At 61.6% G+C, this 15845-nt stretch carries 17 protein-coding genes; all 17 read right to left on the bottom strand.

Going from position 1 to position 15845, the window contains the following annotated elements:
• Entirely contained in the window at window positions 1-555 is a 555-nt protein-coding gene (locus VGO12_RS14780; RefSeq protein WP_327513500.1) for a rod-binding protein, read from the bottom strand.
• Between the two features lie 112 nt (window positions 556-667).
• Window positions 668-1081: a hypothetical protein gene (locus VGO12_RS14775; protein ID WP_327513499.1), complete on the bottom strand. Its 414-nt coding sequence runs from the start codon at window positions 1079-1081 to the stop codon at window positions 668-670.
• A gap of 5 nt (window positions 1082-1086) precedes the next feature.
• The gene (gene fliR, locus VGO12_RS14770; RefSeq protein WP_327513498.1) at window positions 1087-1839 is read right to left on the bottom strand and encodes a flagellar biosynthetic protein FliR; all 753 of its coding nucleotides are present in this window, start codon (window positions 1837-1839) and stop codon (window positions 1087-1089) included.
• Window positions 1836-3923 (bottom strand): flagellar biosynthesis protein FlhA, encoded by a 2088-nt coding sequence (gene flhA, locus VGO12_RS14765; RefSeq protein ID WP_327513497.1) that lies wholly within the window; start codon window positions 3921-3923, stop codon window positions 1836-1838. Before flhA ends, fliR begins: the two co-directional genes overlap by 4 nt.
• 134 nt (window positions 3924-4057) lie before the next feature.
• The gene (gene fliQ, locus VGO12_RS14760; protein ID WP_327513496.1) at window positions 4058-4324 is read right to left on the bottom strand and encodes a flagellar biosynthesis protein FliQ; all 267 of its coding nucleotides are present in this window, start codon (window positions 4322-4324) and stop codon (window positions 4058-4060) included.
• Between the two features lie 7 nt (window positions 4325-4331).
• Window positions 4332-4742: a flagellar hook assembly protein FlgD gene (flgD, locus tag VGO12_RS14755; RefSeq protein WP_034800748.1), complete on the bottom strand. Its 411-nt coding sequence runs from the start codon at window positions 4740-4742 to the stop codon at window positions 4332-4334.
• Window positions 4733-5182, bottom strand: coding sequence for a flagellar biosynthesis repressor FlbT (gene flbT, locus VGO12_RS14750; RefSeq protein WP_034800746.1), 450 nt, complete (start codon window positions 5180-5182; stop codon window positions 4733-4735). The genes flgD and flbT overlap by 10 nt, the downstream gene beginning before the upstream one ends.
• A complete protein-coding gene (flaF, locus tag VGO12_RS14745) occupies window positions 5179-5526 on the bottom strand; it encodes a flagellar biosynthesis regulator FlaF (RefSeq protein ID WP_034800744.1) in 348 nt (115 codons plus the stop codon). The genes flbT and flaF overlap by 4 nt, the downstream gene beginning before the upstream one ends.
• A 34-nt stretch (window positions 5527-5560) precedes the next feature.
• Window positions 5561-6619, bottom strand: coding sequence for a flagellar hook-associated family protein (locus VGO12_RS14740; protein ID WP_327513495.1), 1059 nt, complete (start codon window positions 6617-6619; stop codon window positions 5561-5563).
• A 2-nt stretch (window positions 6620-6621) separates the two neighbouring features.
• The gene (gene flgK, locus VGO12_RS14735) at window positions 6622-8076 is read right to left on the bottom strand and encodes a flagellar hook-associated protein FlgK (protein ID WP_327513494.1); all 1455 of its coding nucleotides are present in this window, start codon (window positions 8074-8076) and stop codon (window positions 6622-6624) included.
• A 23-nt stretch (window positions 8077-8099) separates the two neighbouring features.
• Window positions 8100-9305 (bottom strand): flagellar hook protein FlgE, encoded by a 1206-nt coding sequence (locus VGO12_RS14730; protein WP_327513493.1) that lies wholly within the window; start codon window positions 9303-9305, stop codon window positions 8100-8102.
• 91 nt (window positions 9306-9396) lie between these two features.
• A complete protein-coding gene (gene rem, locus VGO12_RS14725; protein ID WP_327513492.1) occupies window positions 9397-10068 on the bottom strand; it encodes a transcriptional activator Rem in 672 nt (223 codons plus the stop codon).
• Between the two features lie 269 nt (window positions 10069-10337).
• Window positions 10338-10895 (bottom strand): lytic transglycosylase domain-containing protein, encoded by a 558-nt coding sequence (locus tag VGO12_RS14720; RefSeq protein ID WP_327513514.1) that lies wholly within the window; start codon window positions 10893-10895, stop codon window positions 10338-10340.
• Complete coding sequence (locus VGO12_RS14715; RefSeq protein ID WP_327513491.1) at window positions 10846-12282, bottom strand: flagellar hook-length control protein FliK; 1437 nt, start codon at window positions 12280-12282, stop codon at window positions 10846-10848. The genes VGO12_RS14720 and VGO12_RS14715 overlap by 50 nt, the downstream gene beginning before the upstream one ends.
• Window positions 12279-13580, bottom strand: coding sequence for a chemotaxis protein MotC (motC, locus tag VGO12_RS14710; RefSeq protein ID WP_327513490.1), 1302 nt, complete (start codon window positions 13578-13580; stop codon window positions 12279-12281). The genes VGO12_RS14715 and motC overlap by 4 nt, the downstream gene beginning before the upstream one ends.
• 5 nt (window positions 13581-13585) lie before the next feature.
• The gene (locus VGO12_RS14705; RefSeq protein WP_327513489.1) at window positions 13586-14830 is read right to left on the bottom strand and encodes a MotB family protein; all 1245 of its coding nucleotides are present in this window, start codon (window positions 14828-14830) and stop codon (window positions 13586-13588) included.
• Window positions 14827-15480, bottom strand: coding sequence for a hypothetical protein (locus tag VGO12_RS14700; RefSeq protein WP_327513488.1), 654 nt, complete (start codon window positions 15478-15480; stop codon window positions 14827-14829). The genes VGO12_RS14705 and VGO12_RS14700 overlap by 4 nt, the downstream gene beginning before the upstream one ends.
• Window positions 15481-15845: the final 365 nt, after the last annotated feature.

Genomic DNA, 15845 nt, shown 5'->3' with positions numbered 1-15845 from the left:
TTAGGCTTGTTTGTTCTTGTCGTCTTCGGTCGCAAAGCCGGTCAGCGTCTTGCGCTCGTATTCCTGCACGAGGCTTGCGGCGAGGTTCCGGCTGTTGCCATCGAGCGAGGCCTGGACCCGATCGGGAGCGTTGTCGCCAACCAGTTGGTCGGCAATGCCGATGCCGCCGCTCTTGGAGATGACATCGCCGATCTGCTCGGCCATCATGCTCTTCCAGATGTCACCGGCCGTGCCCTTGCCGAAGACGTTCTCGCTCTCGGCCGGCAGCATCGATTTCACGAAGTTCTGCAGCACCATCGCCTCGAATTTCCGGTAGGTCTCCGGGATCTTCTTCTGCTCGACACGATTATCGATGTCACCGAGCCCGCTCGATCCGGAAGGGGACAGATTGAGCACGTTGACGGCGGCGGCAAAACCGTTGCCGTTCTCCGCAAGGCTGGTCGCCGTGAAGGCGGCGCGGTTGGCTTTCAGCCGTGCCTGCGCTTCCTGCACTTCGCTCGGGTCGGCGGCGCGCACGACATCCAACACCAGATCGCTGGGCGGAGAGATGGCCATGACGAATCCTCTCAAAATCGTGCCTGGGTCACCCGTCCGGGTGCAACGCCAATGCATGGAGCAATAGTTTGGGCCGACCCGCTCCACTGTTGGAGCGACCCGGTATGACACACTATCGCCCGTCAACCTTACCGGAAGCTGGCGCGTTTCCCGTAACGTGTTGATCGATCAGGTCGTAGATGGAATTGTCGGCTTCTTCGCGCTCTTCGGACTGGCGCGCTTCCTTCATGTTTTCCTCGAGCCGGTCGGCCTTTGCGCGTTCGCGCAGCATGCGGGCTTCGTGTGTCTGCTGGATGCCGTGCAGCATCTGGTCCTTCTGCACGAGGCGTCCAACCTGGGAGGAATAGTGCCCGGAAAACATCCGGTGCATCGGATGGGCCGATCCCATCGCGTCGACGACCACGTCGATCGTCTCCGCCAGAACCTCGCGCTGGCGCACCATCTCGACATAGTCGGCTTCCGCCATCTGCTCGAGATGGCGCTGGACCGCGACCAGGCGCTTGAGTTTCTGCGAGCGCGTCTTCATGTGGGCTATCCTCCCTGCATGACCGGTGCGAAACCGTCGCCGAAGAGGCGCAGCATCGCGGCGATGCCAAGATAGAGCAGGAACATGCCGCCCATGATCAGATAGGGCTGCGAGATGAAGTAGATCGGGATCTGTGGCGCGAGCTTGTTGACCATGCCGATCGCCACGTTGAAAAGCAGGCCGTAGATGACGAAGGGGCTCGCGAGCCTCAGCATGATCATGAAGGTCTGGGCAAGCGAATCCGTGAGCGTGATCAGCACGCCCTGCGGGTCAAACGCTGTGCCGATCGGCATGGCGCGATAGGACTGGACGATCGCCTCGATCATCACATGGTGGAAATCGAGCATAAAGAGCACCATCAGCCCGGCAAAGCTGATCAGGCTGGTCATCTGGTTTTCCGGTGTGTCTTCGATGACGTCGGACGATGGCGGCGAACTGAAACCCATCAGCATGGTGACGGTCGCACCGACGAACTGAAGCCCGAGCACGTAATAGCGCGCCACCAGCCCCATCACCGCGCCGACCGCAGTTTCGGCGGCGATCAGGTAGATGTAGGTGTGCGCCTTTCCGGTGACCTGAGGATAGATGTCGGTCCACATGATCGGCAGGATCGCCATGGAAACGGCCACGGCGATGAACAGCCGGATCTGCATGGGAATACGTGCACTGGAAAACCCGGGTATGATCATGATGCAGCCACCGATACGACAGAAGGCCGCAAACAGCGCCAGCACCGTGCCCTCAGGGTCGGTGATCATGAAATGGAGCCGATGATCTTGATCTCTAGGCCCTTGGCGAGCTCGACATGCGAGAGCACGGGCAATGTGGCAAAGAGGCGCTCGATGATCATGCGCACATATGAACGGGATTCGGGCGAACTTACCAGCACGAAGGGCATGCCGCGATCGAGATGTTCACGGATAACTTTAGTCGCCTGCTCGCTGAACTCTTCCAGGTGCCGCGGATCGATGTCGAACTCGACGACCTCGCCCTTGGCGTCGCGCTTCAGCGCCTGATGGAAGACCATGTCCCATTTGTTGCCAAGCCTCAGCACGCGCAGGATGCCGTTGTCGGCAAGGTCGCCGCACAGCTGCTGCGACATGCGCACCCGCACGTGCTCGACGATCTGCTCGGTCTTGCGCACATGCGGCGCAAGCTCGGCGACGGCTTCGAGGATCAGGTGCAGGTTGCGGATCGAGACGCGTTCGGCGAGAAGCAGCTTCAAGACGGCCTGCAGACCCGAATAGGACATGTGTGAGGTGCAGATCTCATCGGCAAGCTTGCGGTATTCCGGATCGAGCCTTTCGATCAGCACCTTGACGTCCTTGTAGGACAAGAGATGCGGCAGGTTGTTGCGGATCACTTCGCTCAGGTGGGTCAGCACCACCGAGACGTTGTCGATCGGATGGAAGCCCTCGCGCTTCAGGTCTTCGGTGAAGGTTTCCAGAATGGAGACGGCCGGCATGCCGAAGGCGGGTTCGCGGATCTCGTCGCCCGGCACGCTCGGCCGACGGCCGCCACCGGTGACGACAAGCACTTCGCCGACGCGCACCGTGTTGGACGCGATCGTCGTGCCGTGAATGCGGATATGGTAAGCCTTGTCGGGGATGCTGATATCGTCCGAGACCTTGATTTCCGGGATGACGAGACCGTACTGGCCGGCAAACTTGCGGCGCATCTTGCCGACGCGGAAGGCGAGCTCCTGGTGCGCACCGAGCAGGCGGGTCGAGACCTGCTTGCCGAGCAGCAGCTCGATCTCGGCGGTCTTCAGCACCGACTTGACCGAATCCTGCTCGCCTTCCTTGGTCTGCTGGACCTTGGCTGCTTCCTCGGCGCGCCGGGCAGCGTTGGCCGCCTCGATCTGGCGCGGCACGAGCCAGCTGAGGAACGCCATGCCGCCGCCGAGAACGGCAAAGGGCAGGAACGGCAGGCCCGGGACGACCGCCAGGAGAATGATCAGGCCGGAGGCGACCATCAGCGCCTTCGGGTAACCGCCGAGCTGGCCGACGACGGCCTGGTCGGTTGACCCGGATGTACCGCCACGCGAAACGAGCAGGCCGGCGGCAAGCGAAACGATCAGGGCCGGAATCTGCGAAACGAGGCCGTCGCCGACCGACAGCTTGACGAAGACGTCGGCCGCTTCGCCGATCGGCATGCCATGGCGCAGATAGCCGATGATGATGCCGCCGAAAATGTTGATCGCGGTAATGATCAGGCCGGCGATCGCGTCGCCGCGTACGAATTTCGAGGCACCGTCCATCGAACCGTAGAACGAGCTTTCCTCTTCAAGCTCGCGGCGGCGGCGCTGGGCCTCCTTCTCGTCGATCAGGCCCGCCGACAGGTCGGCGTCGATCGACATCTGCTTGCCGGGGATCGCATCGAGGGTAAAACGCGCGCCGACTTCAGCGATACGCGTCGCACCCTTGGTGATGACGATGAAGTTCACGGTGATGAGGATCAGGAAGACGATCAGACCGATGACGAAGTCGCCGGACATGACGAGGCTGGCGAAGCCGGAAATGACGCCGCCGGCTGCCCCGTGGCCCTCGTGACCATGCGAGAGGATGACGCGCGTCGTGGCGATGTTCAGCGCCAGGCGCACCATGGTGGAGATCAGCAGGATGGTCGGGAACGAGGAGAACTCGAGCGGACGCTGGATCCACAGCGAGACCATCAGGATCAATACGGAAAAGGCGATCGAGAAGGCGAGGCCCATGTCGATCAGGAAGGGCGGGATTGGCAGGAAGAGGATCGACAGGATCGCCACGATGCCGAGCGCGAAGCCGATGTCCCGGCCCTTCGGTGCCGCTTTCGGGATAATCAACGCTGCTTGTTGTGCCATGTCTCTTCCGTCTCATCATGAGAACAAGGCAGCATTCACACGCGCTGCCCCACTATAGAGACGGAGATAGCGACCTAAGCTTGCGCGAGGGTTTCACACCCGGCATCGAGGACCAGGGAAAACGCGCAGAGGGCTCAGAAGCCGGACTGGATGCGCGAAAAGATGATGTCGGTGAAAATCGAGATCTGGGCGCCGATGAAGGGCGCGGACACCGCAACCGTGACCATGACGGCAAGAATCTTCGGAACGAAGGTGAGCGTCATTTCCTGGACCTGGGTCAGCGCCTGGATGAAGGCGATGACGACGCCGACGACCATGGCGGCGAGAACGGCGGGGCCCGAGGCCACGATCACGGTCCAGATCGCGGCCTGTACGATATCGAGCGCATCCGCCTCATTCATGAATGTGTCACTTCACCTTGACGCCGGGGCCGATAACAAGCTCCTTGCCGTTGTCGAGCACCGCAATGATTCCGTCAGAGTATAGTTTCACTTCCTTAACCACGCCAGTGGTCTTGCCGTCTTCGCTGGTGACGGTCCGCCCGATGACGGCGTCGGCTTCGCTGAGCGACGTGCGTTGCAGCAGGCTCTCAAGATTCTTGTTGGTCTTGATCGTCTGCTCCACCTGCGAAAACGTCGCGAGCTGGGCGATCTGCTGCGTGGCGTCCATCGGCTGCGTCGGATCCTGATTCTTCATCTGGGCGACGAGCAGCTTCAGGAAGCTCTCGTAGTTGAGCGATGCCTTGGCGGCGTCGCCGCCCGAATCCTGAGCCGAAACGTTCGGAGTGTAGCCGTTGTTGCTGACGCCGCTTACCGCCATGGTGCAATCTCCTTGCGAATCTGCTCGACCGTGGCCGGCGTGATTTCCTGGGTGTTGAGGATGCGGTCTTCGATCGCGTAGAGCCCGCGGATCGCCTTCAGCGCCTCGAACGCGCGGCCGTTGGTGACAAGCCCGTCGACACGCTTCAACTCGGCCAGAATTTCTTCGTTCTTGAAGCAGTTGAGCAGCATGACGATCGACTTGCGGAACATCGCGGTCGACTGTTCCGCACCTTCCGGGTTGATCAGGATCATCTGCGCGATGAAGTAGAGCTGCTTCAGCGGCGTGGTTGCATCTTCAGGCTGAAGCACGTGGTTTTCGAGAAGAAAAGTCACGTCGTTCAGGAACTCGACCGCAACCTTGCGATCGACGCGAAGCACCGCGCCATTGACAAAAATCCGTTCGCCCGACTTCAGCGAAATACGCAGTGTGCTCTTCATTTCAGTCCATCCCTGATGATGGTGGTAATGTCAATTATGCCCTGGAAGTTGGAAGATTCGCGTTTGCGGATCTTCTCCGTCTCGTTGAGTATCCAGATGGCGATCGAAATCAGATTGGCGCGCAGCTCTTCGTTCAGCTGGTTTTCCGGAGCGCGCAGATCCTCGATGAAGCGGATCCACAGGCGTCGGGTAAAGTAGATGGCCTCGATGGCTTCTCTTGAGTACCCCTTCTGCTGCTTCGCTGCTTCCATGAGCGCGATCGAGCGGTCGAGTACCTGCCGTTCTCGATTCTTGGAGTCGGCGACGCCGTCCTCCATGATCTCGGCATAAGAAAATTGGTACATTCAGACATCCTTCATGTTTGTCCGGCTCCTCACATTAGAGGAAATTGAGCAAGCTCATCTGCTGTAGTCGCGACGTTAGTGTATAGGACGTTTCCAGCTGCACCTTCAGCGTGTTGATACGGGTCGCCGTTTCCTCGACATCGATCCCCTCGAGGGCGTTGAACTGGTTCGTGAAGATCGTGAGCTGAGCGTCGATCGAGGTGTTCGCCTTCTTCACGCGCGATTCGGAGATGCCGAGCTGGCTGCGTTCAGCGTTCAGACCGGCGAGGCCCTTTTCGGCATAATCGAGAGCTGCGACGCCGATGGCCGCGCGCACCTCGGGCGTCACGTTCTTGTCCATCAGTTCGGCGGAGATCACGCTCGCCAGGGCAAAATTGCGGAAACCGGCCGTGTTGGCGTTGGTCGAGCTTTCAATGACTTCGCTGGCGCTGATCCGGCTCGTCATGTTCTGATTGGACGCATTCGACCAGCTGGCATCCCAGCCCGTGCCAGTGAACATCGGTTCGACCGTGTTCTTGATGAAGTCCTGCATCTGGGTGACGGAGAACTGGTCCATGCCGGTCAACGGCGGCAACTGCGCTCCCATGAAGGTCGAAAGCGCGTTGTCGAAGGCGGTCTTGGCGGCCGAAGGCGGTGTCGTGCTGTAGTCGGCGAGCGGCTTGGCATCTGTGTTGATACCCGAAAACAGGAACTCGCCGTTGAAGGAGGTATTGGCGGCGGCCGTGAAGGTCTGCAGCGCGCCCATGATTTCGGTCTTCTGGATCTTCAGCTGGCTGGCGGCATCGTTGCCCTTGTAGGTGACAAGCGTGTCGCGCAGCTTCTCGGCGGACTTCGCCATCGTTTCCAAGGCGCCCTGCGAGCCCGACAGGCGCTGGGTGACGACGGAATTCGTGCTCTTCAACGACTTCAGCCGGTCGATCTCGCGTTGGATATTGAGCGACTGGGACGTCGATGCTCCGAGCGTAAGGCCGACGTCATAGTGCCGGCCGGTCGTCTGTTCCTGGGTCGCTTTCAACAGGTCCGACTGATTTTGCGCAATCGTCAGACGCATGGCGGTTTGGATCGCCAGATTAGAAACGTAGGACGTCTTCATGATTACCTCACAGCTTCCATCAGGGCCGCCATCATGGCGTCCACGGTGCTCACCAGCTTGGCCGATGCTTTGTAGGATTGTTCGAGATCGAGCAGCAGCGACAGCTCCTCATCGATGCTGACGCCCGTCTGCTTGCTGAGCGCTTCCTGGGTGCGCGACAGCATTGCCTGCTTGCTGACATCGGCTGTCGATGCGGTCTTGCGCGTCTGCTCCAGCCAGCCGACCGACCCCGTCGCCAAGTTCAGGAGGCTGCTGGTGCCGTCGAGGCCCGTCGACGGGTCGAACGACATGTTCTCGCCCATCTTGTTGATGAAGCCGTCGATCAGGCCCGTGTAACCGGGGCTGGGATTTGCAGCACCACCCGGGTTTGACACCACACCATTGAAGCCGCCGTCGCGCAACAGCAGCGGATTGGCCTTTGCGAGCGCGTTGACGGTAATCTTCGATGCCAGGCCCGGAACCACCGTGCCTGCCGCGGGCACGCCCGGGCTGCCCCAGGTAAAGAGGCCCGGCTGATAGGGTATCGGCGGCGCGCCGCTGGGATTGCCTTCCTTGAAGAGCTCGACCAGGCCGCGGGCAATTTCGTCGAGTTGCGACTGGAACTTCGGCCCGACGTCGTCGCGCAGTTGCACGAGGCTCGCGAGCTTGCCCTTCGCCGTGGTATCTGCGCCGCTTCCGGCCGCGATCGGCACGCCATCGACGAAGATCTTGTTGCCGGTGGTGGTTGCGTCAAAAGCGGTGGTCGGAGCGAAGGTGACCTGACGTGGGCTGTTCTCGAAGAGAACCGTTCCGTCGGTGGTGAAGATCACCGTGTCATTGTTACCGCGAGTGACGGTGGAGATGCCGATGATCTCCGACACCTGCTTCAGGATCTTGTCGCGCTGGTCGAGCGCATCGTTGGCATCACCGCCCTGCGGCGTCGCCTTGATGGTGTTGTTGACCTTTTCGAAGTCCGCCAGCAGGCTGTTCAGCTTGTCGACTTCGAGAGCGATCTCCTTGTCCGCATCCTCGCGCATATTCTGCACAGTGTCGGACGTCTTGTTCAGCGAGTTGGCAAGATCCTGCGCGCTGGTGACGGCTGCAGCTGCGATCGTCTTGTTGCCGGGCGTGGATGCCAGGGTCTGCAGGCTCTCGCGAAACTGTGAAAGCAGTTTCGCGGGCGCCGTTTCGTAATTGTTGCCGCCGAGCGCCGACTTCAAAAGTTCCAGGCCATCGCTCAGCCGCGCCTGGCCCGAGGCTTCGCCGATGTTGGCGATGCTCTGCTTGAGCAGCGCCTCGTTTTGTGCCCGGTAGATGGATACGACCTGCGCGCCGTTTCCGGTGCTGCCCAAGAGGGCAAGGCGACGCGAATAGTCCGCATTGCCCGCGTTCGCGATGTTCTTCGACACGATCGCGGTCTGCTGCGCCGTGTTGCTGAAGGCTTGCTGGGCGATGGATATTGCGGAGGACAGCGACATGACGCGGACCGTATCTCTTTCAATTACCGTTTCAGGTTGACCAGCACGTCAAGCAGGTCCGAGGCGGTCTGGAACACCTTGGAGTTTGCCGTGTAGTTGCGCTGTGCCTCGATCATCGAAGTCAGTTCGTTGGCGATATCGACGTTGGAGTTTTCAAGCGCCTTGGATTTGATGTCGCCAAAGGCGCCGGATCCGGCAAAACCCGTGACGATGACGCCCGAGTCTGCGCCCTGGGTGTAGACGTTGCCCGATTCCGGCTGCAGCTTGTCCGGGCTCTGAACGTTTGCGAGCGCAATGCGGAACTTCGGCACCAGGTTGTCGCCGTACTTGGCGTAAACGACGCCTTCCTTGTCGATCTCGAAGCCCGTCATTTTTGAAGGCTTGCTACCGTTGATGGTGCCACCATCGGTTTCGAATTTGTCGCCGGCTTGGGTCGTCTTGGAAAAGTCGATCGCGAGCGGAGCGAGCGTGGCGCCACTGCCGGCAAAGGGGCCCATGGTGGCCGTCGTCAGCGTCGCCGGGGTCGTTGTCAACTTGCCGGCCGCATCAAACGCCAGTGCCTGAGTTGCGATGTTGGTTCCGGTCTGGCGGTCGACAACTGTAAGGCTCCAGGTGCCGGTACCGGTTTTCGTATAGGTGAAGTCGAGAAGGCGGGAATTCCCCTGACTGTCATAGACCGAAAGCGACGACTTTTCCTGCGCACCGTTTGCCGCATTGCCTGGAAGCGTTGCCCCCATCGAGCCCTTGGTTGAGCCGGAAGCCACCACGCCGTCGTCCGCGAGCTTGACCGGCACCAGGCCGTCAAAACCGTTGACGACAACGGTCGGGTCGACGCCAGCCTTGTACTCGTAGCCCATCAGCGTGAAGCCGGCGGTGTTGACGAGGTTGCCTTCCTTGTCCGGAACGAAGGAGCCGGCGCGCGTCAGGAAGTTCTGGCCGCCATTGCCCGAAACGATGAAGAAGCCGCCGCCGTTGATCATCAGATCGCTTGCCGACGTGGTGTAGCTCGAGCCGCCCTGCTGGGAGATGCTGTAGCGGACCTGCGTCTCGACGCCGCCGGAATTGTAGTTGCCGCCGCCCGAAGGCAGGATCATCGACGAGAACTCAGTGGAGGCGCGCTTGTAGCCCGTCGTGTTCGAATTCGCGATGTTTTCGGCGACGGTGCCCAGACGGTTCGACTGGGCGTTCATACCGGACACACCCGTTCTCATGCTGCCATAGAGACTCATATCGGATCCTCATTTCCTTGTTACGGCGACACTAGGAAGCGGGCCTTGCGTGAACCTGTCTTGGTTCGGTGCCCGCACTTTCGCGTGGCGTTCAGTTCCAGTCGATGCAGTAGCCAAGGAAGCGCTTGGAATCGATCGGGTCGAAGCCGAGCTTCTTGCGCAATTTCTTGCGCAGCTTGCTGATGTGGCTCTCGACGACGTTCTCTTCGACATCCTCGTCGAAGATCCCGTAGATCGCGTTGAAGATCTGCGACTTGGAAACACGACGGCCGCGGTTGGCGACCAAATACTCAAGGATGCGGCGCTCACGGCGGGGCAGCGCGAAGACTTCACCGTTGATCTCGGGATCGCGGCCGTCGGCAAAGACGCGGATCGGACCGATGTCGGTGAAGTTGGTAATCGCCTTCAGGCGGCGGCGGATCGCAGCGACGCGGGCGAGGATTTCGCGGGGGTGAACGGGCTTGCGCACGACGTCGTCGACGCCGCAATCAAAGAGTGCAAGCGTGTTTTCGAGAGAGGGCGTGTCGCTGACGGCGATGACCGGCGCCATCGACCGGTCGCGGATGGCGCGCGGCAGCGCGAAGGTCGCGTCACCCTGCCCGATCAGGAATGCCTCGACGGCGTCGATATCCGAATCAGCCGCCGCATTGACCCATTCCCCGAACTCCCGGGGATCAAAACCCGTCGAGGGAATACCTTCACGCCCGAACAGGGACGTGTACCCGTCCTTAACGAGCTCTCTTTCATCAACCACTACGATCATTCGTCCGCCTCCGAATCAGTATGGCACCGCACTGATTGAGAGGTACGAATCGAGGGATTCATGAACAACTAGAGGAAGTTAATGGGTGGAATTAATAATTGATTAACCATGTCTCGCCGATTTGATCTATATCTAGTAGCACCCCGCCCGAAACGACACTAAAATAATGTGGAAAAGTTAACGGGATACGACAAATCGCTTGCTGTCACATTCTCCGCGCATTGTCGCCACATTGCGGCAAACGACTCACTAATTCAATCTTTGGTTGTTTAATGGCAGAACTGCGTGGCGTTCGGCGTCCACTTGCCGTAGCCGGTCGCGACGAGGTTCGCGATCACCCGGCAGACGTATTTCTTCTGCGCCGGGTCATTGTTCGGGCCGGCGTGATAGCGCGCAACGGCCATCGTCCAGGTCTCGTGCCTGGCGTGAAGATTGGCCAGGAAGCGCGCGGCATATTCGACATTCTTCTGCGGGTCAAGCATCTCGGCCGGCGAGGTGAAATGCTCGCCATGGAAGTAATAGTTGATCTGCATGCAGCCGAGATCGATGAGCTTGGCACCCTGCGCCCGCGCATTGCCGAACTGGGCCAGAACGTCCTGTTCGCTGGTACCGAAATAGGCCTTGCCCTCGATGTTCATCGCATAGGGCTGGAGTGAGCCCTTGCGGCCGGTTTCGGTCAATCCGACCGAATAGAGGATGCCCGCGGGGACGTTGTATTTTGCAGCCGCGCTGATGATCTCGCGTTCGCAGACACCGCTGCTGGCGCTGGCAAGGGCACTACATGTAGACGTGACCAGTGCGAGAGCGCTCAGTGCCGGCAGCCGCATCGTCCGTCCCGCCATTGCCAACCCACCTTTCGGCCCCCGAAGCCTGGCCATCGTCCTGTCTTTGCTGTCGTCCCTGACCATTGCCGTCGGCGCGTTCGCGTCCCTGTTGCCCGGGCTGGGCCTGGGCCTGCTGCTGCGAACCGCCGCCCTGCGACGCATCGCCACCGGAATTGAACACGATGTTGACCTGATCGACGGCAAAGCCCTGCGCCCGCAGCGCCTTCACCATCTCGCTCTGGTCGTCGCGCAATTGCCGGAAGGCTTCGCCGGTCTCGACCTTCAGCTCGACCTGCAACTCGTCGTCTTTCAGCCGCAGCGTGGCCGTGACGAGACCGAGCTCGATCGGATGGAGCTGGATCTTCAGGGTGTTCAGCGTCTTGCCGGCCTGTGTCCAGGCGCCTGGCTGGGCCAGCGCCGCACTTGGCTGCAGCGATGGCGTGCCTGCCTCGCCCACGATCGCGTCGGCGACTGCATTCGAATTGGCGTTCATGGCGATGCCGAGATAGCGTCGAGCCTCAAGCACGGTGACGTTCTCGACCTTGGCGGAGCCCTGGCGGGCGCTGTCAAAGGCCGCCTCGCCGTCCTTCGACAGGCTCATGGAGACCGCCTGTCCCTTGCCATCGGCGCGGGCGAAACGGAAAAGCCGATCCGGCTCGCCCTCACCTGCCGCCGCCGCCTCGGCCTTTGCGTCAGGTTCCGCCGGAACGCCGGCAGGAGCGCCGACGCCCTGGCCATCCGCAATGGCACGGCCGGTAGCGGATGCGCCGGCCTGCGTCGTTGCCGGCGACTGGACGCCGCCAAGCAGCGTCAGCAGATCGTCCATTTCGCTCTTTTGCGTTTGCGCGCCGTCGGCAGCCGCTGTCGGATCGTCGCCGCCCTCGGCGGCGCCCTTGGCGCCCTGCGCCTTGGCAAGGCTCTGAGAAAGGGCGGCGAGCCGCTTGGCAAGCTCTTCCTCGCCGACCGCACCGGCGATGCTGCCCGCATCGGCAGCCGGCGTCTTCGCGTCGGTCTTGCTTGAAGCAAGGCGTCGCGCATTGATTTCGCGTTCGATGGTGGGCAGCTGACCGGCAGCGTTCTGCTCACCGAAAGCCGCATCGCCCTGACCGATGGCTGCGGCGCGCTGCGCCAATCCGTGCGCCTTGCGGGCGAGTGTCTTGGCAATGTTGTCCTTGTCGATCAAGGCCTGTGCTCCTGCGTCGCCGGCTGCAGCATCATCGTTGGCCGCGCCAGACTGATCATTCGCCTTCTGCCGGCCGGCATTGGCCACAGCGTCCTCGAACGCGCTTGCCGGAAGTCCTCCGGCCTGCTCCTTGCCACCGGCGCGACCGCTACCATTGCCGGCAAGGGCCTGAGGCAAACCGCGCAGCGTGTCGTCAAGAGCCCTCATTGTCCTTCTCCCTTCAGGAGCGCGTCGATCTCTTCGATCTTCGATCGCCCCTTGGCCACGAAGCCGTCGTGCGCGGGGTCCCCGTCCGGCTCCACCGCCGTTGCTGCGACATTTGCCGCCGCAACCTTCGGGGTCGGAGCATCGCCGAAGGGGCTCATGCCGCTGCCTGTCTCTCCGGCTTCGGCCGAACGATCCGTTTCAGCCGGTCTATCCGGTTTAGTTGCAAACGCTTGCGTGAGGCTTTCACCGCTCGGCGGCCGGACCACCGCGTCTGCGATCGCCTTGGCGGCGTCACGCAACGCTCGGTCACGCGGCGAAAGCGCGGCATCGGAGATCGACGCCAGGCTCGCAGTCGCCGCGAACACGTCATTCGAGGGGACGGAGGCAAGTCCGGCGTAGAAGCTTGCAAGCACCTTCGGTTGGCTTGCATCATCCGCGCCGAGCGCTTCGGCCCTTTCCGAGGCGAGCTTGGCAAGTTCCTGCTTGCCGGCAATCGCAGCCCTGCGCGCGACGCGAAGATACACCTCGCGCTGGCGCGGCACGTCCATGAAGTCGAGGATCTCGGAGATCTTCTCCTGTGCCGCACCATCGAAATGGGCAACGGCAAGCTCGACGAAGACATCGGCGAACTGGCTGGCATAGGGAGACGTCAGGTAGCGACGCGCATAAGCCAGCGCATAGCGGAAGCCCTTGTCCGGCTCGCCCGCCTGCACGGAGAGAAACACGGAGCGACGCAAGGCCGCCTCTTCGATGATCGTACCGGGAGCGGTCAGCCGCGCCCAGTCGTAGTATTTCATCGCCCCAACCGGATCCTGCTGCGACGTGGCGTTGCCGAGGATGAGGTAAAGGTAAGGCCCTATCCGGCCATTGCGGTATTCGGGCGCTGCCTTGGACAGGTTTTCGACGATCAGGCCGCCCTTGCCGCTCAGATATTGCCGCAGCGCATCCGTGACGCGGGAATCGAAATTGCCCGACACGTCATGATCTGCGAGGTACTTTAACGTCTCGGGATTGCCGCCGCTCATCGCGTAGACGAGGGCCGCATCGACATTGCGCGGATCGTCGAACACGGAGGCGTCGGCCGCTCGAAGGCGCTTGTCGATCGCACCCAGCATGAAGCGCTGCATCTCGATCGCCGAGTGATCGCCGAGCACGACGGAATCCTGCACATATTGCAGCGACCGGATCATCTTGAAGGGCGCGAGTTCCTCGATGTCGTTGGCGCGCGCGGATCCGCTTGCAAACGGGACCGCGAGCACGCAGCAGGTTATCAGGACGGATCGCAGGCGTCTCAGCATGGCATTCAACCCGGCGCCGACTGCAACAGGATCTCGATGCGCCGGTTGCCTCGCGCATAGGGATCGTCAGGGATCTGCAGGCGTCGATCGGCAAACCCGCTGATCTGGCTGACGCGATCCTCCTTCAGGCCGCCACGGACGAGCATGTAATAGGCGCTCTGGGCGCGGGCTGCAGAAAGCCGCCAATTGTCATAGGTTCCATCCTTGAACGGACGGCCATCCGTGTGGCCGCGGATTGCGACCGCACCCTGGCGTCCGGCCAAGAGGTGGCCGATCTTTTCCATCGCCACCACCAGTTCCTTCTGCGGCACGGCCGAGCCGACGGCGAACATCTGGGCGTCGGTGCGTTCGCTGATCGTCACCATCAGGCCGCCTTCAGCCGGGGTCACGACAAGCCCTTCGGCCAGCTGACCCGCCTCGCCTGCCAGCTGCTTCTTCAGTTCGGCCTGGAGTTCGGTGGCCTGCTTCTCGGCATCCGCCTCGGCAACTTCGGTCTTCGGCTTCTCGCCGGCATCAGTTTCAGGCTGTCCGGCGGCCTCGCTCGTCTTTTCGGCGTCCTTGTCCTTGCCTTCGACTTCGGCCTTGGACCTGCCTTCGACCACCGGGGTCGCTCCGGCCGGCATCGTGGTCTTGGCCGCAAGCGCGACATCGCTTTCGGTCACGTTGCCGGCGTCCTTCAACTCGACCTGCTTCGTCCAGAAATCCGGATCAAAGGGGTCGCGATAGGCCTCGCCACCATCGGCGCCGGTCGCCGGCCCCGACTGGGCCGCACCGCCCTCGCCCTTGACGCTGATGTTGGCCTGCTGGCCGACTTCACGGGCGATCTCGGACAGCACCGAATAGGGATTTTCAAAGAAGTCGGCGTCGGAATACTTCGTTTCTTCGCCCGATGTCGCCGTCAGCTGATCACCTGTCTTGGCCGAACCGCCAGACTTCTCCTGCTCGCCATCGACCTTGGAGCGCTGCTGCGTTTCCTCACCCTGCGCGTCCTTGGCCGGATCCTTCAGACCGCGTTCGGCAGGCTTCTGGTCGGTCAGCTGCACCGGATTGAAATAGGAGGCAATCGCGGCCTTCGTCTCTTCGTTGGCGGCATTGATCAGCCACATCACGAGGAAGAAGGCCATCATCGCGGTCATGAAGTCGGCATAGGCGATCTTCCAGGAGCCGCCGTGGTGGCCGTCATGGCTGCCGCTGTGGCGCTTGACGATGATGATCTCGTGTTTGCCGTTGTGGTGGTTTTCGTCGCTCATGCGAGAACTTTCCGAACAGTATCGGCCCAGGCCGTCATGCGCGTCACGAGGACCGTGCCGTCGACTTCGACGGACAGATCAACGTCGTCGGTTTCGACGTGGCGCAACAACGGCAGGTCATCTTCAAAGTGGCGCTTCAGCGCCTCGAACAGAGCACCTGGACCCTTGACGACGATGGTGCAGCCTTCGCCGGCCGAAAGGCCTTGCTTCAACATATGCGCCATGTCGGCGACGGCGCGCTGCATCAGCGCATCGCCCATCACCGGCGCAAGCACGCGCGCGGCCTGGTCGCCAAGCGCGACGACGAGTTCGTCGGTCATTTCGTCAAAGCGCGCGGCAAGGCGGCTGGCGGTTTCCTCTTCGAACCGGCGGGTCAGCGCTTCGAGCTCCGCGGCATGGGCTGCCTGCAACTCGGCGAGCTGTTTTTCCTGTTCGAAGACAAGTTCGGCAGTGGCTTCGGCGCGCCCTTCGGCAAAGGCTCTCCGGCGCTCCGCATCAATGTCGATTTCCGGCATGGCTGGTCTCGCGCCGAAGCGATCGCCTTCGGCAAAGTCGGCATCCAGATCGGGGAAGTATTTCGGCGGCATCAGCGACAGCTCGACTTTCGGCGCGCTGAAATCCTTGAGATAGCGGGAGAGCATTGCACTCATGGCCGGCACCCTGCAGCAAACGAGCGGCAATGCGGCGATCTCGGCCTGCTTAAGAGGCGGCGCCCGTTGGCGCGGACTTCCATTGCTGCTGGCACTGCTGACATGTCTCCCTCGGGCACGACCGTCGGATACGGCGAACCCAGCATTCTTGACGTACATCGGCGCGATCAGGGATTGGTCTTTCCCGGTGCGATCCGATGCAGGCGGCGGCGCAAAGATCATTCTGGCCGGCAGTCATCCGACAGGACTGCGAGGGAAGGCTATTCGGTCAAACTTGTGCGAAAATGAATGTGTTGGACCGCGCCAGGGCAAATAGCGCGGTCCAACCGTTTCCACCGGGTGCCGTGACCGACGACGTGGCAGAA

It is taken from the genome of Ensifer sp., from assembly GCF_035999135.1.
In the GTDB taxonomy this organism is placed as follows: domain Bacteria; phylum Pseudomonadota; class Alphaproteobacteria; order Rhizobiales; family Rhizobiaceae; genus Ensifer.
Note: the sequence above shows the minus strand (reverse complement) of the source record. Positions and strands in the feature narration are given on the sequence as shown.

What these genes read in the sequence shown, in the direction of transcription:
- VGO12_RS14780 (WP_327513500.1), bottom strand. Translation starts at nt 555, where the DNA reads ATGGCCATCTCTCCGCCCAGCGATCTGGTGTTGGATGTCGTGCGCGCC.
- VGO12_RS14775 (WP_327513499.1), bottom strand. Translation starts at nt 1,081, where the DNA reads ATGAAGACGCGCTCGCAGAAACTCAAGCGCCTGGTCGCGGTCCAGCGC.
- fliR (WP_327513498.1), bottom strand. Translation starts at nt 1,839, where the DNA reads ATGATCACCGACCCTGAGGGCACGGTGCTGGCGCTGTTTGCGGCCTTC.
- flhA (WP_327513497.1), bottom strand. Translation starts at nt 3,923, where the DNA reads ATGGCACAACAAGCAGCGTTGATTATCCCGAAAGCGGCACCGAAGGGC.
- fliQ (WP_327513496.1), bottom strand. Translation starts at nt 4,324, where the DNA reads ATGAATGAGGCGGATGCGCTCGATATCGTACAGGCCGCGATCTGGACC.
- flgD (WP_034800748.1), bottom strand. Translation starts at nt 4,742, where the DNA reads ATGGCGGTAAGCGGCGTCAGCAACAACGGCTACACTCCGAACGTTTCG.
- flbT (WP_034800746.1), bottom strand. Translation starts at nt 5,182, where the DNA reads ATGAAGAGCACACTGCGTATTTCGCTGAAGTCGGGCGAACGGATTTTT.
- flaF (WP_034800744.1), bottom strand. Translation starts at nt 5,526, where the DNA reads ATGTACCAATTTTCTTATGCCGAGATCATGGAGGACGGCGTCGCCGAC.
- VGO12_RS14740 (WP_327513495.1), bottom strand. Translation starts at nt 6,619, where the DNA reads ATGAAGACGTCCTACGTTTCTAATCTGGCGATCCAAACCGCCATGCGT.
- flgK (WP_327513494.1), bottom strand. Translation starts at nt 8,076, where the DNA reads ATGTCGCTGTCCTCCGCAATATCCATCGCCCAGCAAGCCTTCAGCAAC.
- VGO12_RS14730 (WP_327513493.1), bottom strand. Translation starts at nt 9,305, where the DNA reads ATGAGTCTCTATGGCAGCATGAGAACGGGTGTGTCCGGTATGAACGCC.
- rem (WP_327513492.1), bottom strand. Translation starts at nt 10,068, where the DNA reads ATGATCGTAGTGGTTGATGAAAGAGAGCTCGTTAAGGACGGGTACACG.
- VGO12_RS14720 (WP_327513514.1), bottom strand. Translation starts at nt 10,895, where the DNA reads ATGCGGCTGCCGGCACTGAGCGCTCTCGCACTGGTCACGTCTACATGT.
- VGO12_RS14715 (WP_327513491.1), bottom strand. Translation starts at nt 12,282, where the DNA reads ATGAGGGCTCTTGACGACACGCTGCGCGGTTTGCCTCAGGCCCTTGCC.
- motC (WP_327513490.1), bottom strand. Translation starts at nt 13,580, where the DNA reads ATGCTGAGACGCCTGCGATCCGTCCTGATAACCTGCTGCGTGCTCGCG.
- VGO12_RS14705 (WP_327513489.1), bottom strand. Translation starts at nt 14,830, where the DNA reads ATGAGCGACGAAAACCACCACAACGGCAAACACGAGATCATCATCGTC.
- VGO12_RS14700 (WP_327513488.1), bottom strand. Translation starts at nt 15,480, where the DNA reads ATGAGTGCAATGCTCTCCCGCTATCTCAAGGATTTCAGCGCGCCGAAA.